The sequence below is a fragment of the Helicobacter canis genome, from assembly GCF_900451095.1.
GTDB lineage: Bacteria > Campylobacterota > Campylobacteria > Campylobacterales > Helicobacteraceae > Helicobacter_B > Helicobacter_B zhangjianzhongii.
Genome location: NZ_UGHV01000001.1, coordinates 1,304,080 through 1,323,004, shown reverse-complemented (window position 1 = coordinate 1,323,004; position 18,925 = coordinate 1,304,080). Strand labels below are relative to the sequence as shown.

The 18,925-nt window shown below is 44.7% G+C and carries 16 protein-coding genes; 10 read left to right on the top strand and 6 right to left on the bottom strand.

All coding sequences use genetic code 11. From position 1 onward, the window contains the following. Window positions 1-9: 9 nt before the first annotated feature. Entirely contained in the window at window positions 10-1,494 is a 1,485-nt protein-coding gene (locus tag DX060_RS06175; RefSeq protein ID WP_115011643.1) for a sodium-dependent transporter, read from the bottom strand. Window positions 1,495-1,603: 109 nt separating this feature from the next. Here DX060_RS06175 and DX060_RS06170 point away from each other — a divergent pair, with 109 nt between their 5' ends. From DX060_RS06170 to DX060_RS06145, 6 genes are all read left to right on the top strand, one after another. Continuing rightward, the gene (locus tag DX060_RS06170) at window positions 1,604-2,677 is read left to right on the top strand and encodes a tyrosine-type recombinase/integrase (RefSeq protein WP_115011642.1); all 1,074 of its coding nucleotides are present in this window, start codon (window positions 1,604-1,606) and stop codon (window positions 2,675-2,677) included. 57 nt (window positions 2,678-2,734) lie between these two features. Next, window positions 2,735-3,376 carry an rRNA maturation RNase YbeY gene (ybeY, locus tag DX060_RS06165; RefSeq protein ID WP_115011641.1) on the top strand — a complete coding sequence of 214 codons (642 nt, stop codon included), beginning with the start codon at window positions 2,735-2,737 and terminating at the stop codon, window positions 3,374-3,376. A 252-nt stretch (window positions 3,377-3,628) separates the two neighbouring features. Next, window positions 3,629-4,822 (top strand): acetate/propionate family kinase, encoded by a 1,194-nt coding sequence (locus DX060_RS06155; RefSeq protein ID WP_115011639.1) that lies wholly within the window; start codon window positions 3,629-3,631, stop codon window positions 4,820-4,822. A 34-nt stretch (window positions 4,823-4,856) separates the two neighbouring features. Continuing rightward, entirely contained in the window at window positions 4,857-5,450 is a 594-nt protein-coding gene (locus tag DX060_RS06150) for an isochorismatase family protein (RefSeq protein ID WP_115011638.1), read from the top strand. Window positions 5,451-5,668: 218 nt separating this feature from the next. Then, window positions 5,669-5,809, top strand: coding sequence for a hypothetical protein (locus DX060_RS11345; RefSeq protein ID WP_181814215.1), 141 nt, complete (start codon window positions 5,669-5,671; stop codon window positions 5,807-5,809). Further along, window positions 5,785-6,003 (top strand): hypothetical protein, encoded by a 219-nt coding sequence (locus tag DX060_RS06145; protein ID WP_115011637.1) that lies wholly within the window; start codon window positions 5,785-5,787, stop codon window positions 6,001-6,003. Before DX060_RS11345 ends, DX060_RS06145 begins: the two co-directional genes overlap by 25 nt. Before the next feature lie 23 nt (window positions 6,004-6,026). On the opposite strand, the gene DX060_RS06140 is transcribed toward DX060_RS06145, so the two are convergent. The 3 genes from DX060_RS06140 to DX060_RS06130 form a co-directional block, all read right to left on the bottom strand. Continuing rightward, window positions 6,027-8,435 (bottom strand): TonB-dependent receptor domain-containing protein, encoded by a 2,409-nt coding sequence (locus tag DX060_RS06140; RefSeq protein WP_115011636.1) that lies wholly within the window; start codon window positions 8,433-8,435, stop codon window positions 6,027-6,029. Between the two features lie 330 nt (window positions 8,436-8,765). After that, window positions 8,766-9,836 (bottom strand): Cj0069 family protein, encoded by a 1,071-nt coding sequence (locus tag DX060_RS06135; protein ID WP_115011635.1) that lies wholly within the window; start codon window positions 9,834-9,836, stop codon window positions 8,766-8,768. Between the two features lie 83 nt (window positions 9,837-9,919). Beyond that, window positions 9,920-10,909, bottom strand: a complete 990-nt coding sequence (locus DX060_RS06130) for a hypothetical protein (RefSeq protein ID WP_115011634.1) — start codon at window positions 10,907-10,909, stop codon at window positions 9,920-9,922. Window positions 10,910-10,986: 77 nt separating this feature from the next. On the opposite strand from DX060_RS06130, the gene hemB reads away from it, so the two are divergent. Both hemB and DX060_RS06120 read left to right on the top strand, forming a co-directional pair. Continuing rightward, a complete protein-coding gene (hemB, locus tag DX060_RS06125) occupies window positions 10,987-12,006 on the top strand; it encodes a porphobilinogen synthase (protein ID WP_115011633.1) in 1,020 nt (339 codons plus the stop codon). After that, window positions 11,997-12,764: a pseudouridine synthase gene (locus DX060_RS06120; protein ID WP_115011632.1), complete on the top strand. Its 768-nt coding sequence runs from the start codon at window positions 11,997-11,999 to the stop codon at window positions 12,762-12,764. The genes hemB and DX060_RS06120 overlap by 10 nt, the downstream gene beginning before the upstream one ends. Before the next feature lie 261 nt (window positions 12,765-13,025). On the opposite strand, the gene DX060_RS06115 is transcribed toward DX060_RS06120, so the two are convergent. After that, window positions 13,026-14,693, bottom strand: coding sequence for a cation:proton antiporter domain-containing protein (locus DX060_RS06115; RefSeq protein ID WP_258552223.1), 1,668 nt, complete (start codon window positions 14,691-14,693; stop codon window positions 13,026-13,028). A gap of 232 nt (window positions 14,694-14,925) precedes the next feature. Here DX060_RS06115 and cheP point away from each other — a divergent pair, with 232 nt between their 5' ends. Continuing rightward, the gene (gene cheP / locus DX060_RS06110) at window positions 14,926-15,777 is read left to right on the top strand and encodes a cheVAW transcriptional regulator CheP (RefSeq protein WP_115011631.1); all 852 of its coding nucleotides are present in this window, start codon (window positions 14,926-14,928) and stop codon (window positions 15,775-15,777) included. Beyond that, the gene (locus DX060_RS06105; protein WP_181814213.1) at window positions 15,713-16,705 is read left to right on the top strand and encodes a hypothetical protein; all 993 of its coding nucleotides are present in this window, start codon (window positions 15,713-15,715) and stop codon (window positions 16,703-16,705) included. The genes cheP and DX060_RS06105 overlap by 65 nt, the downstream gene beginning before the upstream one ends. 123 nt (window positions 16,706-16,828) lie before the next feature. On the opposite strand, the gene DX060_RS06100 is transcribed toward DX060_RS06105, so the two are convergent. After that, the gene (locus tag DX060_RS06100) at window positions 16,829-18,793 is read right to left on the bottom strand and encodes a methyl-accepting chemotaxis protein (protein WP_115011629.1); all 1,965 of its coding nucleotides are present in this window, start codon (window positions 18,791-18,793) and stop codon (window positions 16,829-16,831) included. Between the last annotated feature and the right edge of the window lie 132 nt (window positions 18,794-18,925).

The following is an 18,925-nucleotide window of genomic DNA, read 5'->3' as shown; positions in this document are numbered from 1 at the left end:
TTCCCTGCTTTAACTTGCGATTTGATATGGCTGGTGGTAGAAAGCACCGCGCTCATTATATGCTTGTGTGCTGGACTCTCGAGCTGGCTTTGTGGGCTTAAGGTCTAAAAGCCCTGCGATAAAAATGGCGATGATGATTGCAGGGATACCATAGCGCACATAATGCAGCCACCCTTTTAGCAGCCACCTTGGGGCATTGGTGCCATTAGATAGCTCTTGGATAGCCTCTTCTTTTAGCACAAAGCCCACAAAAACACTCGCCCCAAGGGCTGTGATGACAAAAAAGATATTCCCACTAAGGAAATCAAATGTATCAAACACACCCCTCCCCCAAAGCACCACATCTGCAAGCACAGAAGAGCTTAATGCACAAGGGATATTTCCTAGCACAAACACCCCTAAAAGCGTGGAGTTTATGGCGGCATTATGCGATAGGTGAAACTTCTCTTCTAATACGCTAATGATGACTTGATAGATCGTGATAGAAGTCGTAAGTGCCGCTACAATCAGCAGCACAAAAAACACAATAGCAAAAAGATTACCAAAGTGCATATGTGAAAATGCAATGGGCAAGACCTTAAACACAAGCGAAGGACCAGAATCTGGAGCGAGATTAGCACTAAAGAGTGAAGGGAAGATCATAAAGCCCGCTAGCACGGCAATGAGTGTGTTGATCACGCCGGTAAAAAGAGAGGTTTTAATCAAATTTTCCTGCTTATCAAGGTGAGAAGAGAGCGTGATCATCACGCCAAAGCCCAGCGAGAGCGCGAAAAACACCTGCCCTATCACATACAAGAAAAGTTCCGCGCTAATGGCATTAAAGTTTGGCACAAGGTAGAATCTAACGCCATCTATAGCCCCTTCTAGCGTGAGATTGCGCGCTACCATTATCACAAGACAGAGCAGCAAAAGAGGCATAAGATATTTCACTGATCGCTCAATCCCATCGATGACACCTTTACGCAAGATAAGCCAATTGATCGCCACAAACACAAAGGTAAAAAGACTTATCTGCCACGGAGCATTTTCTATATGCTCTTCATAAAATGCGATAGTCTGGGACTTTTGCAAAGGCGCACTTACATCAAGCCCTCCAAAAGCCAGCCCAAAGCCTTGTAAAACCCCTTGCACAATATGCACGATATATGAGATCACCCACCCACCAATCACCATATAATACGCCAAAATCCCAAAAGCCCCAAGCATACCCATATAGCCAAAGATCTTCCAAAATCTAGAAACAGGCTTTGTGGATTCTGGCACACTACCAAAGGCATCGACACAATTTGTATGCGCTCTTCTGCCGATGACATTTTCTACCAAGATAATGGGAATCCCCACAAAAAGCATCGCCAGCACAAACACAGCCACATACGCCCCTCCGCCATACTCGCCCACAAGATAAGGAAAACGCCAAGTCGCTCCAAAGCCTATGGTAGCTCCCGCTACTGTTAAAATATAAGTTAAACGATTTGACCAAATTTGTCTCTTCATCTCTACTCCTTAGCACAATTGCGCGTATTCTACTTATTTTAAGCTTTTATTTTATTGTATCTATTGATAGCGTAATGTTATAATGCCCAAATTTCTCACAAGGCTCTCTATGACCTACCCCTTGCGATCTCGCTCCACGCTGCTAGGCAATTATGTCTTTTGGCTTGGAAAATTCTTTATCCACAAAATCACCACTCTCTCCAACCGCCATATCCACGACTCAAGCACTCTAAGCAAAAGTCTAGATTCTATCCGTGATGCCACGAGCCTAGCCCACTTAACCGAGTCTATCAAGCAAGCCAGAAATAGCGGTATGACAGGGATCAACACCTACGCTCTGCCACTTTTGCGACTCGGGAGATTTTTGCAGGATTCTAGGATACAGGATTTAGAAGAGATTGATGAAGTTTTTTTAGCAGAGTTTATCACCCTAAGCACTGCTAGACTCTCTAATGCCACTAAACGCAACTACCGCATAGCACTAATCGGCTTTTTTGGCTTTATTGATAAGCATAATGAAGATGAATCAGGCAAATCCTATATCTTTAACATCGAGCTAAAAAACCTAGCCGGCACGCGTGGCAAAAGCGGCGTGAAGCTCCCGACCTTTTTAAAGACTGATGAGCTAGAGCGGTTTTTACACTCTATTGATACCACGCCCTTGCCTGCTAAAACCCAAGCTAGAGATCGCTTGATTGTAAAGTTTATCATCTACACCGGGATCCGCGTAAGCGAGGCGATCAATCTCCAAGCACAAAAGGTAATCCAAGAAAACGATGTCTTTATGCTAACCATTCAAGGCAAAGGCGATAAATACCGCGTGGTGATGATCAAAGCCTCGCATATCAAGCAGCTTTTGCACAGCTGGCTTACTCTGCGAGAAGAAATCCCAAATATCCAGAGCAACCTACTCTTTTGCAACAAAAAAGGCAAGCCCCTAAGCCAGCCCTATGTCTATGGGATCGTGCGTAAAATGCTCTTAAACATTGGGATAAAAAAGGAAAAAATGGGCGCACATATGTTGCGCCACTCCTTTGCCACCTTGCTCTATCAAAAGCACAAAGACTTAGTCCTAGTCCAAGAAGCCCTAGGACACGCAGATCTAAACACAAGTAGAATCTACACACACTTTGACAAAGACCGACTTATAAAAGCCGTGGATATTATGGATTCTCTACACTAGCTACAAATCCTAAAATCTACCTAGAATCCACTTTTTGCAGCATATTAAGGAGGCGCAATGATTGAGCTAACTGACTCGACAAACAAGCTAGATTCCATCTCGCTACAAACCTTGCACCAAAAGCTACACGACATAGTAGAAACACTCCAAGCCATCACTATCTCGCACGCGCCATCAAGCCAAGAGCTAATGCACGCTAGAATCCACCTAGAGCACACAGCCCCACTCTTGCAAAAAGACATTGAAGTCATTTTGGTGTGTCAAGAAGATATGCGCACGCTTAACCTAGAATCTATGGGCAAAGACTATGCCACAGATGTGCTAAGCTTCCCGCTTGCACCGCTAGATATGCCCAAGCAAGATCCTACAAGCCTAGATCATAAAGCCAGCGCAACAAGCGCGATTGCTACCGCTCCGCACATCCCAGAATCCAAAAAATCCCCACAACCCCCACCAATCCCACTAGGAAGTATTGTGATAAACCTACCCCTAGCCACAAGCATAAGCGATGAGCGCACCCATAGTCTCTGTGATGAATTATGCCTGCTCTTTTTGCACGGATTATTGCATTTACTAGGTTTTGACCACGAGAGCGACAATGGCGAGCAGCGCGCACTAGAATCTATGCTCCTTAGCGCACTTGCACTGCCAAGCAGTCTTATTGACCGCACACTTATGCCACCCATATCAACACAATAAATGCGTAGAATCTAAACATCTACCCACGATTGTATAACAAATATTCCCCAATCTTGCCTATGATCACAGGCACTTCTCCACTATACATAAAAATCCCATTATAAAATGTGTTAAAACTACACAAAATCCCAAATGCATTTTGTAAATTTTTGTGCATTAAGCCGAAATCCCCTACACTAGATTTGCGATTGCTTAAAGGCAGTCCCAATGCTAGGCTACACCACGCCATATCACAACTCACAAGGAGAGAGTATGAATGTTTTAGTTGTCAATTGCGGAAGCTCATCGTTGAAATTTCAGCTCATACAAACAAGCACGACCAAGGTGCTAGCTTCAGGGATATGCGATAGAATCGGTCTTGATGGAAGTGAGATAAACTACAAAAACGACAAGGGAGAAAAACTCAGCACAAAAACCCCCATAGAATCCCACGCCAAAGCCATACAGCTTGTCTTGCAGCACCTAGTCGATAAAGGCGCGGTAGGTTCATTAGCAGAGATTTCTGCCGTGGGACATAGACTTGTGCATGGTGGAGAGTATTTCAAAGAATCTGTGCTTATTGATGAAAAAGTCTTAAGCGAAGTTGCTGAATGCTCTATGCTAGCTCCACTGCACAATCCTGCTAATATCATCGGCGTGCGAGCGTGCCAAGAGCTTATGCCAAATGTCCCTATGGTCGGTGTCTTTGACACAGCTTTCCACCAAAGTATGCCGCCAAAAGCCTACACCTATGGCGTGCCTTATGAGTGGTATGAGAAGCATAAAGTGCGTAGATATGGCTTCCACGGCACAAGCCATAAATATGTCTCCCGTAGGACAGCGGAATTTCTTGGGCTAGATTATCATAGCTCCAAAATCATCGTATGCCACCTAGGCAATGGCTCTTCTATCTGTGCGGTGAAAAATGGCAAATCTGTGGATACAAGTATGGGGCTAACTCCGCTTGAAGGGTTGATTATGGGGACAAGAAGCGGGGATCTAGATCCAGCCATTTTAGAATATATCGCCGATAGAGAAAAACTAAGCACCAAAGAAATCGTGAATATTTTAAACAAAAAATCCGGTGTGCTTGGTATCTCTGGTCTATCAAGCGACTTTAGAGATCTCTTAGATGCAGATCTCAAGGGCGATGAGCGCGCCAAACTTGCACGCGCGGCATTTGCCTATCGTGTCTTAAAATACATCGGCTCTTATTGCGCGGTGCTTATTGGTGTAGATGCCATTAGCTTCTGTGGCGGTGTGGGTGAAAATGCCAAGTTTATCCGCGGAATGATTGTAGAGCATTTGGAGTTTTTAGGCGTGAAGCTCGATACTGAAGCCAACAATGCCTGCGGACAAGAAGCCATCATTTCAACCCCGGATTCTAAGGTCAAAGTATGCGTGATCCCAACAAATGAGGAGCTAATCATCGCTCAAGATACAGAAGCGATCGTCTCAAAGCTCTAGGCACACGACAAAGGGCATAATTTAAGGACATAAAATGGAGCATTTTTCTTATGGATTGTTTAGGCTAGATTCTAGTGCGCTTGTAGTTATTGATGTGCAAGAAAAGCTTGTGCCTGCGATGTGGGAGTCTTCTCGCATTATCCATAAGACAAACACCCTGCTTGCCGGAGCAGCCGCCCTGCAAATCCCAATCCTTATCACCGAGCAATATCCAAAAGGTCTAGGCAGCACCGATCCTAGAATCCACTTTCACCCCACCCTAGCACCGCACCCAGCGGAATCCAACACACCGCAAGCCCTTGTGCTAGAGAAAGTCTCTTTTAGCATTTTTGGCGATGAGCAAATTACTGCACATATACAATCCCTTGGCGTGCGAAATCTGCTTATTTGCGGCATAGAGAGCCATATCTGCGTGCTGCAAAGCGTCCTGCACGCACGCAAGCTCGGCTTTGAAGTATGGGTGGCAAATGACGCTCTAAGCTCACGCGATCCAGCCAATCACCACAATGCCCTGCAGCTTATGGCAGATTCTGGAGCAAAGATCACAAATGTAGAATCCATACTCTTTGGTGCTATGCACACCGCCAAGCACCCAAGCTTCAAAACACTAAGCGCACTTATCAAATAACCGCCCACGCTTTACTTCTCTCCCCCACATACACACAAACCACGCTAAAGCCTATCTATTTCATCTCCTTGCATTTATCTCAATCCCCACAACTTTCCTTTGTGTTTGTAGATTACTAAACAAGCGCGGTCTTTACTTGTTTTCTAAAGAAACATCGCTTCGCTTGTTTTCTAAAGAAACTGCGCTTTGCCACGCTTTGTCTTGCGCCAAAGCTCGCAATGACCATAAAAAGGGCGTTATTTGAAAAAGTGGATTCTAGTGTGAAAGCTCAAATTGTCATCGCGAGCCTTACGCTACGCTATCTCTTCTGTCATCGCGAGCGAGTGAAGCGAGCGTGGCGATCCATAGCACAAACCTAGAATCCACTTTTTCAAAAGTGGATTCTAGCATCGCCCCAATTCTAAACGAGCCAGCAAAGGATTCTAGGATTTCTAAAAACTTCGTTTGTGGATTACTAAAGAAGCTGCGGCTTCGCCTTGCTTTGCCGCGCCACTGCTGGCGCAGTATCTCGCAAGTGAGAGAAAAAGGGCATTATTTCAAAAGTGGATTCTAGGGCTGGCTAGCCCTAGCACGCCGCTAAAAGTCCATTTGCACAGAGATATAATATCTCCTACCTTCACGGATATAGTTGTAGGCATTAGCGTAGTTGTAGCTTGGTGCGCTAGTAGTGGTATAGCGTTGATAATCCACAAAATTGACATTAAAGAGATTATACACCGCGGCATTTATGCGTAAGCGGTCGCTCACGCGGTAGTATGCGCCCAAGTGGGTTAGGGCAATTGGCTTGTAGTATGCCCCAAGTGTCGCAGCTGCAGTCCCTGCGATATTAGGATCGCCACGATAAATCCCGGCTTTATACTCTTGGCGGATATACGCGCCAAAGTGCCTGCTATCATAGTTGATAGAGGCAGTGAAATTATGCAGCGGCACATTCTGCAAGCGCGTGCCAATCGCCTTTTTGTCTTGGGATTTGGTGATTTCTGTGAGGGTGAAAGTGTAGGCGGCATTTAGCCCTATCGTGCCATAGCCCACGCCAATTGGCTTAATAGCAAGCGAAGTCTCCGCGCCATAGCTTATAGCCTCATCGACATTAACATAGCTTGAGCAAGAGCTAGCTCCACAGGTAAAGCCATTAACCACCTGTCCTTGGCTCACACTTGGAGTGGTGGAGATCCTATCAGTAAAGTTAGTGTAAAAGCCCGTGATAGAAGCAGAGAAGTAGGGATTATCGCTTAGGGCGGATAATTCATAGTTGATACTAGATTCTGGCTTTAGGTTTGGATTGCCATAGGTGTGGGTTGATCCTTGTCCGCTTAGGTTGGCTATGCCATTGATGAGATTGGGCAGGGCTGGGGTTTTATACCCTGTGGAGATCCCACCTTTGAAAGCGAGCCACCCGCGCTTTATAGCATTATAAGAGAGATAGACTCTAGGGCTGGCATTACCCCCAAAGATAGAGTTGAAATTCCCTCGTATGCCTGCTGTCAAAAACAAGCGGTCATATACGCCTAGCTCGCCCTCGCCAAAGATCGCGCCGATATGCTGATCTTGGGTCGCGCTTTTGCCCCCTACTTGGAAGATTTTGTCCCTAAAGGTGTTATACCAATACCGCCCGCCTAGGCTTGCATTTAGCCCAATATGATCGCCAAAGGCAAAAAACGCATTGCTTTTGTGATCGATGATTATATCTTGGCTCTCTAGCTCTCTGCTATCGCCTGCACTCACGCCATTTGTCGGTGCTGCGGCAGCGGCTTTTGGCACATAGCGGTTGGGATTAGCAGTGAAGTTATACTGCAGACTTGAATCTGTGCTAAAGGTTTGAAAAGTGGATTCTAGGCTATCGCGGTAATGCCCCTTATGTGCGGCAACCACATTAAGCCGATAGAAATCCATCTCACTACCATAGCCATTTGCTGCTTGCTTGTCTTGCTCGCTGCCTGTGCCATCGGCTTTGTAAGTGCCTAGGAGTCCTTGAGAGTTGTCGTAATTTTGCTGTGAGTAGTCAATATCGAGATATGCGGAGTTTCTAGGCTTGCCCCCCACTTCTGCTAGCTCGCTCCAGCTTAGCCTGCCACCCACATTGTAGCTAGAAAATGGAGCTAGCCCTACGATAGTATTTCTACCAGCAGTTGCTTGAGACTCCTGCCCATTTGACACAGATGGGTATTTAGAGAGATTGGTGCTAGGGACAAACTCTCTGTTGTATTGCCGCCCTCGCAATGATAATCCCCAATTTTTCGCTTCATTCAAGGGACCTGCGGTGTAGAAATTAAACCCTTGCGTATTGCCAAAGGATTTATTCTCTTGGAAAGTATAGTCATAGCCAAAGCTAGCTCCCCATTTATCATATCTCTGCTTGGTGATGATATTGACCACACCGCCGATCGCATCGCTGCCATAGAGCGTGGAGGCAGGACCTCGCACGACTTCTATTTTTTCTATCATAGAAAGCGGGGGCATAAAGCTCGTGGTAGAGTCGCCAAAGCCATTGGGGAAAAGGCTAGAATCCGCATTTACGCGCTTGCCATCGATTAGCACAAGTGTATAGGAGCTTGGCATACCGCGGATAGAGATACCATAGCCCCCTGTTTTGCTCACACTAGCATCTATGCTCACACCCGGCACATTTGCCAAAGCCTCTGCTAGATCGCGCACAGGGCGAGAGGCGATGTCTTGGGGGCTTACTACAGAAATTGAAGCTGGGGCTAGCAAGTGGCTTTGGTGGAAACCACTTGCAGTAACGACCTGCTCGGCTAGCATTTTTGTCTCTAGGCTAGAGCTGCTTTGATCGTGTTGTGGTTTTGTGGATTCTTTGCGAGCTTTTTGGGCTACTTCTTGGGACATTGCTTGGGAGGCGTCTTGATATGGCTGCTTGGCTTCATCTGGCTGGGCTAGAAGTAGCAATGGAGCAAGCAGCAAAAAGCAAGGGCTCCTATGCGTTATTATCGTATAGAGTGGGCGATTGATTGGGGGTGGAGTTTTCATACATATCCTTTGTATTTGTGTAATAGCGTTTTATCACATTTACAATACTGCAAATGATTATCAAAAACTTTGGCATAGTAGTGAAGCAAAAATGAAATATAACTTAAAAAATAAAAGTTTTTCTTATTATTATAGTTGGTCCTGTGCCTAAGCCATATCACACCACGCCAAACTAAGCACGCCAGATTCTAGCGAGCCAAGCAAAGCCACAACAGCAAAACAAAAACCCAGCTTAAAAATACAAAAAATCACGACTAAAACAAGGATATAAGAATGTGCAATCAAAGAATCTAAAATATGCACAGAGCCGCTAGGGCAGCGGCTCTTGTATTACGCCTTTTTCTCGCTAACGATTTCTACGATATTATCGCCCACCATTACAGCGATTTTCTCCATAAACTCCGCTGGACTTGTGAAGCCCACACAAGAGCAGTTAATTTCACCTAGGACATATTTGTCCTTGCCGTTTGCATCAGTATCTAGGATAAAGTCTGCTGTCCAAATTAGTGGCAGATCATAGTTGCCAAGCTTTGTGCGGATCTCTGGAAGCTGGACTAAAAACCAATCAATGAGTGATTGCCAGTCTTTAGGCTCATCATAGCGGTATTTCGCGCCACTAAAGAGAGTCGCAGAGAAAGCATCGCCCCCTTCAGCAGGCTTTTTATGCACGACATATACAGGCGTTTTATAGAGCATTAGGATTCTAATCTCACCCTCTTTAATGCGCGGCAAAAAGGTCATATCCACAAGCATTCCATTATCACCGATGATGTATTGCTCGCAGAAATCCATAAACTCCCCAAGCTTGCGCGTTTCAGTGTGATTGTCTTTAGCCTCTGTGCAGATGATCGTCGTATCTAGCGGGAGAGAATCTAGCTTGCCATAATCGCTTGCGGATTCTAGCCGCACGCGCCAGATCCCCTCACCTGTGGAGCCGCGATTTTGCTTCAAAACACGCTCACCTTTGGCAAGGCTTTTTGGAAAAGTGCTTTTAAAAGTCGCAATATCATAGTAAGCATAAGTATCATCTGGCACAAGATCTGTGCTAGCTAGCTTTGTAAGCGCGTCTTTTGCCCCATAGCCAATCATCGCATCTGGGTGAGACATACCTACAAGCCCATCATTGCAAAGCTTGCGTAGCACATCAAAGTAGAGTTTCTCTTCTTTCAAATTCCCCGGATTTACGCGCGATACATAGCCATCAGCACTATCCCTAACGCGCTCATAAATCGCATTGCGCTCGCTCTCATTGCGCAAAATATCATCGGTGAAAAACACCACTTCCGCATTCCAGCCCTTTGCCTTGAGCGCATTGACCATAGGCATAGTGTCTTTTCTATATCCATCAGGACCCTTATCACTCCCGCCTTTTGCTTCAAAAAACACAATGTTCTTTTTCATCACAACTCCTTTACATAAAGTGGATTCTAGGATACCACAAAACAGCCAAAAACAAAATATCCCACCGCGCCAAATTTGCCACACTAAAACACAATTTGTAGATTCTGCATATCTTTATATTCTTTGCTTACATCACTAAAGCGTTGATGAAAATGCTTATAATGCCTGCTTAGCTCTGTGGCTAGCTCTTGGAATCTTGGGCGCGGAAGCTCGCTTGCTGCATCTAGGCAGACATTTGTGAAGTGCTGGTCATCTGGATCGTGCAAGGCTGCTTTAAATCTCTCAAAATACCTATCCACAAGTGCCTTTTGCTCGGCTTGCTCTTGTTCTTTTTCTTGTAGCTCTTTAAGCATTTCTTGTAGCTCTTTGATAGACATTCCTAGTAACGCTCCCTTGCTATATGCAGCCGTTAAAGCTAGGATACTTTGGATCACAGAGAGCTTTTCTGGGCTATGATCATAGAAGCTTTTGTAGTTGGATTCTAGCTCATCTGGCATATACTCTTTGATCATCGATAGCTTGATATGCGCAAGATCGCAGATCTCATCAAGATAGGCTGGGTCTTTGGACTTTTGATAAATATCCCTTAGCATAGGCAAGTCATCTTTACGCGCTAGATAATACTCCATAAGCGTGTCGCGCTCTTCTTCAGGGAGTGAGCTTAGATTGTCCTTTAGCTCTAATAGCCAGATTTCTTGTAGCTCACGGATTTTTATACGCACCATTTTTTCCACTTTAGCAAGCTTTACCCCGGGCAAAGCAGAGAGCAGGAGATTTGCTAGCTCACGCACAGAGTATAGATCGATATAATTATCTATCTCTTCATACAGCTTGCACAAATCCCGCCCGATCAGTGCGATGGTCTCTGGCATAATAGTCGTGCTTTTTTTGCGTAGATTCTCGTGCTCTGGGCTAGTCTCTAGCACATCTTGGGCTTGCAGGATAAACTCTCTTGCTATATCTTGATAGAGCTTCAAAATACGCTCATCGCTCATCGCTGATAGCTCATCTTGCTTATATCCTTTGTTTTTAAGGTATTGCAACATTAGCGATATATCAAACTGCGCATACATAGCCTAGCCCCAAATCTTTACAATATTTTTATAAAAGCAGTGCTATATTACCACATTTAATCTATGCAAGGCTCAATATGACACCACCACCTACATCCGCCAAACCCCACAGCCTAGAATCCACTTTTTTGCGTCCGCGCCGCTTGCGCTATAATCCCGCCTTACGCGCTCTTGTGCGTCAAAATCGCCTGCATAAAAGCGATTTTCTTCTGCCCTTGTTTGTGTGCGAGGGGAAGCAGATTAAGCGCGAGATTGCTTCTATGCCGGGCGTATATCAAATGAGTATCGACACGCTTGTAAAAGAGTGCGAGGAGGTGGCTAAGCTTGGGATTTTAGGCATAGTGCTTTTTGGTATCCCTAAGGACAAAGACGCTCAAGGTAGCCACGCCTTGCAGCCTGATAGCATTGTCTGCCGCGCTATTGCTGCGATTAAAATCGCCTGCCCAGAGCTGCTTGTGGTTGTGGATTTATGCTTTTGTGAATACACCAGCCACGGGCATTGTGGCATACTTGATGAAAGGCTAGGTAGCGTGGATAATGACGCGACTTTACGGATTCTAGCAAAGCAGGCTATCACTCTAGCCCAAGCAGGTGCAGATATGATCGCCCCAAGTGCCTCTATGGATCAAATGGTGCGAGCCATACGCGCGGCATTAGATTCTAGCGGCTTTGCGCATATCCCTATAATGAGCTACTCCACCAAATTTGCTAGCGCGTATTATGGACCATTCCGCGATGTAGCAGAATCTGCCCCAAGCTTTGGCGATCGCAGAAGCTATCAGCAAGATATTGCCAATGCCAAAGAAGCCCTGCTTGAGAGCCTGCTTGATGCGCAAGAAGGCGCGGATATTTTGATGGTAAAGCCCGCTTTAGCGTTTTTAGACATTGTGCGCGATATAGCACAAGCCACGCTAGCTCCCATTGCTATCTACAATGTCAGCGGAGAATATGCAATGCTAAAATGTGCGCAAAAAGCCGGAATTATCGATTATGAGCGTGTGCTAGAAGAAAATCTCCTAAGCTTCAAACGCGCGGGCGCAGACATCATCATAAGCTACCACGCCAAAGAAGCGATTCTACTAGGCTTATGCGACTAAATACCTTTATCGCGCACAATAGCGCACACTCACGCCGAGAAGCCGACTCGCTCATCGCCCAAGGGCGCGTGCGTATCAATCGCCAAAAAGCCCAGCTAGGCGCGATGATCACCAAAGATGACAAGATCTTCATCGATGGCAAGCAGCTAAAGCCCAAAAAGGCTGATGATTATACATTTATCATCTACCATAAGCCCAAAGGTGAGCTTGTAAGCAAGCGCGATGATCGCGCAAGGAGAGTGATCTATGATAGCCTAGAATCCAGATTTCGCGCATTTATCCCTGTGGGGCGGCTAGATTTTTCAAGTGAAGGGCTGCTTATCTTAGGGGATTCTAAGAGCATTGTTAGCGCGCTTATGCATAGCAACCTCGAGCGAGAATACATCATCAAAATCGACAAGCCCATAACTCAAGCAATGCTAGAAGCTATGGAAAATGGGCTTAAAGCCAGCGATGCTAGGCGCGGCGGGCATAGCCATAGTGAGATTGTGGCAATGGAGTTTGCGCCATTTATCTCGTGGCAGATTATCAAAAGCACCCCCACGCTATCGCGACTTAAGGTCGTGATCCAAGAAGGGCGCAATAGAGAGCTGCGGCGGTTTTTTGGCTATTTTAAGGCAAGCGTGCTTGATTTGCGCCGTGTGCGCTATGGCTTTGCTAGGCTTAATGCCCTGCCTGTGGGCAAATGGCGGTATTTTAGCAAAGATGAGTATAAAAGCTTGCGAGCATTTCTTAAAGACTCTCACCCTAATGTTTAAAGCCCTTTTTACAACTTGCAAGATGACTACCCAAAGATCGCAAGCTAAGATCACGCGTGTAGGACTAGAATCCACTTTTGCAAACTAGATTCTATGCTATGGATCATTACGCCTTTTCAATGCTCACAGCTCTAGCTGCGGTTGCTCTCCCAAGGATTCTAGGGCAAAGGGCGTGGATTTTGTGATTGCTAAAAAGCTATACCTTATCCGCAAAGTCGCACTAACTTCTCACAATGCCAAAGCGCGATACCAAAACGCAGTCTAGAACTCCACTGCCTTTTGCACTAGGAGCTTTGCGATCTCTGTGCGGGAGTTGAAGTTGATCACATCAATGGCATCTAAGCTTGCTTGCACTTCCCTAGAATCCACTTTTGCGATGATGGGGATATGTGGGTCAAAGTCTAGCACCTCATCGCAAATATCCTTAATTGTCTCTGCATCATCGATAGCTAGGATCATACATTGCGCATCTTTGGGCTTTAGCAGTTTGAGAAACTCCACTTGCTTGATATTGCCATAGACTACGCGATCTTGAAGCTTAAGCCCAAGCTCCACGCGCTCACCATCAGAATCCACTGCGACATAAGTCTTGCCCGCTTGCTTTAGCAAATCCACCACCTCTATCCCAAACTCCCCATAGCCCACCACGATAATATGCCCATTTTTCAAATCACTTGGGATTTGTGCAAGCTCATCACTTGCGTGAGATTGGGCTAGCTTTTGTTTAAGCACAAAGGCACAAATAGGATCTAAATACTTCAAGATAAATGGCGTGGCAATCATTGAAAAAGTTACCATAAGCACGAAAAACTGATAAATATCCCCATCACCAAAGCTAATGATCCCAGCATCTTCTAGCGCGCCAAATAGCCCGCCGCTAATGCGCTCGGCAAAGATATTTTCCCGATTTGCCATAAGAAAAATAGCGAAAGAAAACTCCCCGATTTGACAGAGCGAAAGAGCGGTTTTAAGCGCACTTTGATAGCTGCGAAACCACCGCAAAATCCAATACACAACCGCTGTTTTAAACACCATAACAAGAGCTAATGCCAACATAAGAGCAAAAAACTCCTGCATTAAAAAATCCACATCAATCTGCAAGCCCACGGTAACAAAAAACAACCCAAGAAAAATGTCTTTGAAATGCGACAAATCTGATTGCACTTGATAGCGGAATCGTGTCTTAGAAATACTCATACCAGCGATAAATGCGCCAAGTGACATAGAAAAGCCAAAGCTATGTGCCAAAAGCGCGGAGCCTAGCACTAGAAATAGCACGCTTGCCATAAATAGCTCATTGGTCTTAGCACGCGCAGCACGCGAGAGCATACGCACTGCCAGCCACCGCCCCGGGATTAGCAAAAGTGCTAGGACTAGCACGCCTGAAATGAAAGTTTTGATAAGCATATCTCCTAGCGATGCTTGAGAATCTGTCATAATGGCTAGAATCAGCAAAATCGGGATCACAGCAATATCTTGCATAATCAAAATCCCCACGGCATTTTTGCCAAATGATGTATCAAGCTGCCTATTTGCTTCATAGTGGCTAAGGACAATGGTCGTAGAAGACAGCGAGAAGCCCATACTCACCACAAGCGAGAAAACAAAGGAGAATCCAAGCACATAGTAATTAACAAGCAAAAAGGCACAAGTTGTGATGCATACTTGCAAGATCCCAAATGTCAGCACCTCTTGGCGCATAGATTTTAGGCGATCAAAGCTAAATTCTAGCCCGATCATAAACATCAAAAAAACAATCCCAAACTCCGCTACATCTGTAAGTATGTCATTACCACGAATGTCAAAGATATAGACAATCAACACGCCCGTAACAATATAGCCAATGATCGCTGGAATATCGAAGTATTTAAGCGCGAGATTAAGCATAATCGACAGCCCAAGCCCAGCGACAATAATAAGTGAAATCATCTCCATAAGAACAAACCAATATATTAAAATAGATTATAAAAGATACCTTTATTTAGCTTAGATTCTTATTTGATTCCTTGTAGTTTTAGTCGATTTACACTATAAGTATCGCAGCAAGGCTACCGCGCAAATATTTAGCGCATTAACCACAAACCAAATAAATTTTGGATAGAATGGAGACCGCAAACAAGGCTTCATTCTAGTGGAGTTTATACCCAATAAGGATATGTGAATGAATGATATACTTCTAACACTCATAGAGCAAAATCTCCCCCCCTTGCCTAACACAGTGATCAAATTGCGCGATTATATCGATGAAAAGGGATCAAAAATAGAGATAAAAGGTGTGGTGGATATTATCTCCAAAGACCCACTAGCTACTGCCAATCTGCTCAAAACTGCAAATTCTGCTTACTATGGATTCTCTCAAGAAATCTCCACGATCAACCAAGTCATCGCATTACTTGGGATAGAAAATGTCAAAAATATCGTAATGGCAGATTCTCTGCGCTCTAGGATCAAAATCAATGTCAGCCCCTATGGACTTGATACAAATATCTTCATAGGCACTTGCTCTAAAGAAGTAGATTTCATCTCAAATTGGCTCAATGAAGAAGACCGCAAGCTCTCTCAAACCTTGATCCCGTGCGCTATGCTCTTGCGGCTTGGTATGATCCTTTTCTCAAGTGTGCTTATTCGATCCAAAAAAGACAAAGAATTCCGCGATGCGCTTAAAGCAAATGACTTTAAAAATATCGCGCTAATCGAGCAAGAATTCTTCGGTGTCGATCATATTTCATTCCTAGCTTACTGCTTTGATCATTGGAAATTTGATGAAGTCTTGATCCAGACTGTTGTCTATGCGATCAATCCACACTCTGCACCGCCAAGTATCAAGAAAAATGCGTATGCCCTAGCGATTACTAATCGTATTTTTGAGCCTTATGAAGGGGGCAATGACTACAATACTAATGAAGCCCTAGCCCTTGTCAAAGAAGCCGCCCAGCAAGATGTGATCTTTGATGAAAAAAATCTTATCAAACATATTTCAAATTTCTCGCACCATATCCCAAATTCCAAATAGTCTGCCTAAGCTTTTTGCACTATGCTTGGCGTGTGGTCTCTATGCACACGCCAATCCTGCAAACAAGAAGCTAGATATAGATATAGAGCGAGAAGGCTGGCTAGTTGATCTAACGCGCGTTTCTGTCAATTTTTCTTCGACTAAAATCACCAATCAAGACCCCTATGCGCAATTTGCCAATAGTCGCCTTAGTGGTGATTCTCAGCTGATAATGCAATTTTATGGCTATGTGCTGGCGGATTACTACTCCAAACGCTTTGTGTTTTTTAACTCTCTCCTTGCAGAATACGGCGAGACAATGGTCTTTTTATCACCCAAAAAACGCTTAAAAAACAAAACACTTGATAGAATCCTATTTTCCACGGGATATACACAAAGGATCTGGAAGCTAGATAAAATCGGCGGTGGCGAGATTGGTCCTTATGCCCAGCTAAGCCTACAAGGTGAATTCACCCCATCGCCTAATCTCCCATATCGCAAGAAGTTTTTTCGCTTTGCCGCTGGGGTTAGGCTCTTTGATGGCAAATATGTTGAGAATCTCAAGCTCAATCTCTTTGGCGAAGAAGATTTTAGCGATGTGCATAATCTCATAGAATCTATGGGCGTGGAGACAGGACTATCGCTTAAGCGTATGCTACGCGAGGGCGTGCAGTTTAGCTCGCTGCTAAACTACCGCTACTATATTATCAACAACTACCCCAATCTACGCAACCCAGAGCACGAGCTAGAATGCAATCTCCGCCTTGATACAACCCTGTGGAACAGCTTCACCATTTCACCATTTATAAGCTTCTATCTCCTAAAAGGTCGCTATATCAACAAGCCAGCAAGCAATCTTTTCATCGGTGTATCCTTAAGCTATGGCAAAGTCCTAAAAAACAACAAAATCAAAGAGCCACAAGCTACCCCCACGCCAAATAGTAATTAGCCAAGCAGCAACTAGCGTGCGCTCGTGCGCTTTAGTCGGCTCACATTGCTAGCAACTATACGCACCTAGATAAATTTACCCACATCGCTTAATCTCCCATATCGCAATAGGATTACCTAGAATCTAAAATTTCTTTTTATTAGCATCTTGCAAAATATCTTGCGCGATCTCTTCGATCCCTAGGCTAATTTCTTGTGTTTTGCTTGCGGTTTGGGCATTGTGCTGGGTGGTCTCTTCTAGCTGGGCAATGCTATCGTTGATATGCTCGACACTATCCATCTGCGCTCGGATCGACTCGCCCATCTCATTGATACTTTGTGCCAGAAGATTCACACTAGCTCCGATCTCGCCTAGGCTTTTTTGCGTGCGTTCAGCGAGATTTCTTACTTCATCGGCAACGACTGCAAAGCCTCTGCCGTGCTCCCCTGCTCTTGCTGCTTCTATGGCAGCATTTAGGGCTAGCAAATTAGTCTGGTCGGCGATTTCAGCGATAAAGCCTAGAATCTTTTTGATATCCTCGCCTTGCTGGATTACTTCTTGGGCTTTGCTATCAATGCCCTGCATAGATTCTGTGATCTCTCTTACTACCTCTGTGGTCTTTCCTAGAGAATCCGCCTGCCGCTGTGTGCTTGTCGTTAGGGCTTGGACAGATTCTTCAAGATCTTTTGCCTTGCAGTTAAGCGATTTGGCAAAATCAAGACTTGTAAAAAGCATTTTCCGTATTTCTTCACCAAGATGATTTATGCCTTGATTCATCGCTTGTAGCTCTCCTGCAAGGGCTAGGTCCTTGCTTGATTGCCCATCTTGGAAGTCATTATCAGCATAGCGGTTAAGAATCTCTAGCACACGCGATACATTCATATCAAGCGATGCTAGCATTTCATTAAACAGCGCGCCAAGCTGCGTTAGCTGGGGATTGCTAGCATTGGTATGGAGCTGCAAGCGCAAATACCCCTGCTTGATACTCTCCACCGCTTTAAAAAAGTCGTCCAAAGACTGCGTGTCTTTTAGGATATTGGCTTGGATTGTTTTGACATTATCGCTAATGGCTTCTGCCATTTCTTGAAACTCATCGCCACTACGCAAGACAAGAGCCTGCACGCTTGGACGCTTGTGATTCAAAAAGTCAAAAAACTCTAGCAAGCTTTTTTTGATACGCTTAATGGGCTTTAGCAAATACGCAAGGATACAATACAAAACCACAACAAGAATAAGCGCAAAGATAAAGAGCATAATGAAAATGGGTTTGTTATTTTTACTTAGCGCATCGGCTATGCGAGATTCTGGGATAATGGAGCAAAGCAGCCATTGCGTTTGAGACTCTAGCCTGCAAGTTGCAATACTGGATTCTAGTCTAAAGGTCGGTTTATCAGCACTAAAGGCACTCTTTATCGCTTTGGCAAACTCATCACTTTGTAAAATCTTGCCCTCATCACTATGGCTGACATAATTGCCATTTGTATCTATGACAATAATCCCCTGACTACCTATCTTTTCATCTTGTGCGTGGATATAGGCATTAAGCGATTTTAGGGCGATGTCCGCACTTGCCACCCCTATAAAGCGACCATTTTCAATGATAGGAGAAGCAAAGCCAAAGACCGGAATCTTATAGGAGTTTTGGATCCAAGGCTCGCTTAGCACTTCATCTTGTAGGGATTTTTTAGGGATTTGAAACCAGCTTCGCGTGCGCGGATCATAGCCATCTTGTGGATATTGGTGCTTGCCATTGCCTCGTAGCATTCTGCCACTAGATTCTAAGCCGATATATGAGAGATTGAAGTCTCCTGCTTCTTGGATCAAACGGAGATTTTGGATCATTTGCGCTTCGTTTAAGCCACTTGCTAATGCCTCTTTGGCAAGCTTATTGATGAGTCGCTTTTTTTCATCGATATAGACATTGATGAGATTTTCTAGCTGCAAGACCTGCTTGCTTTGTGTCTCATACTCAATGAGCGTTATGGTCTTTTGCGCATTAAAATACACAAACCACGCCAAAACACTAAAGCTCACAAGCACCAAAAATGTCGTGCTAATTGATACCTTTGCGTTAATCCCCAATTGCAATTTGCCTACAATCTTGCTCATTCTTGCCCCCTTGTTTGCATATAGCTACATTATACACAAAAACACCACTTGCGACATAACTACACCAAATACAAATGCGCTAAAGCCTATCACTTAGCACAAATACGCTTGGCATTTAATCGCACAAACTCT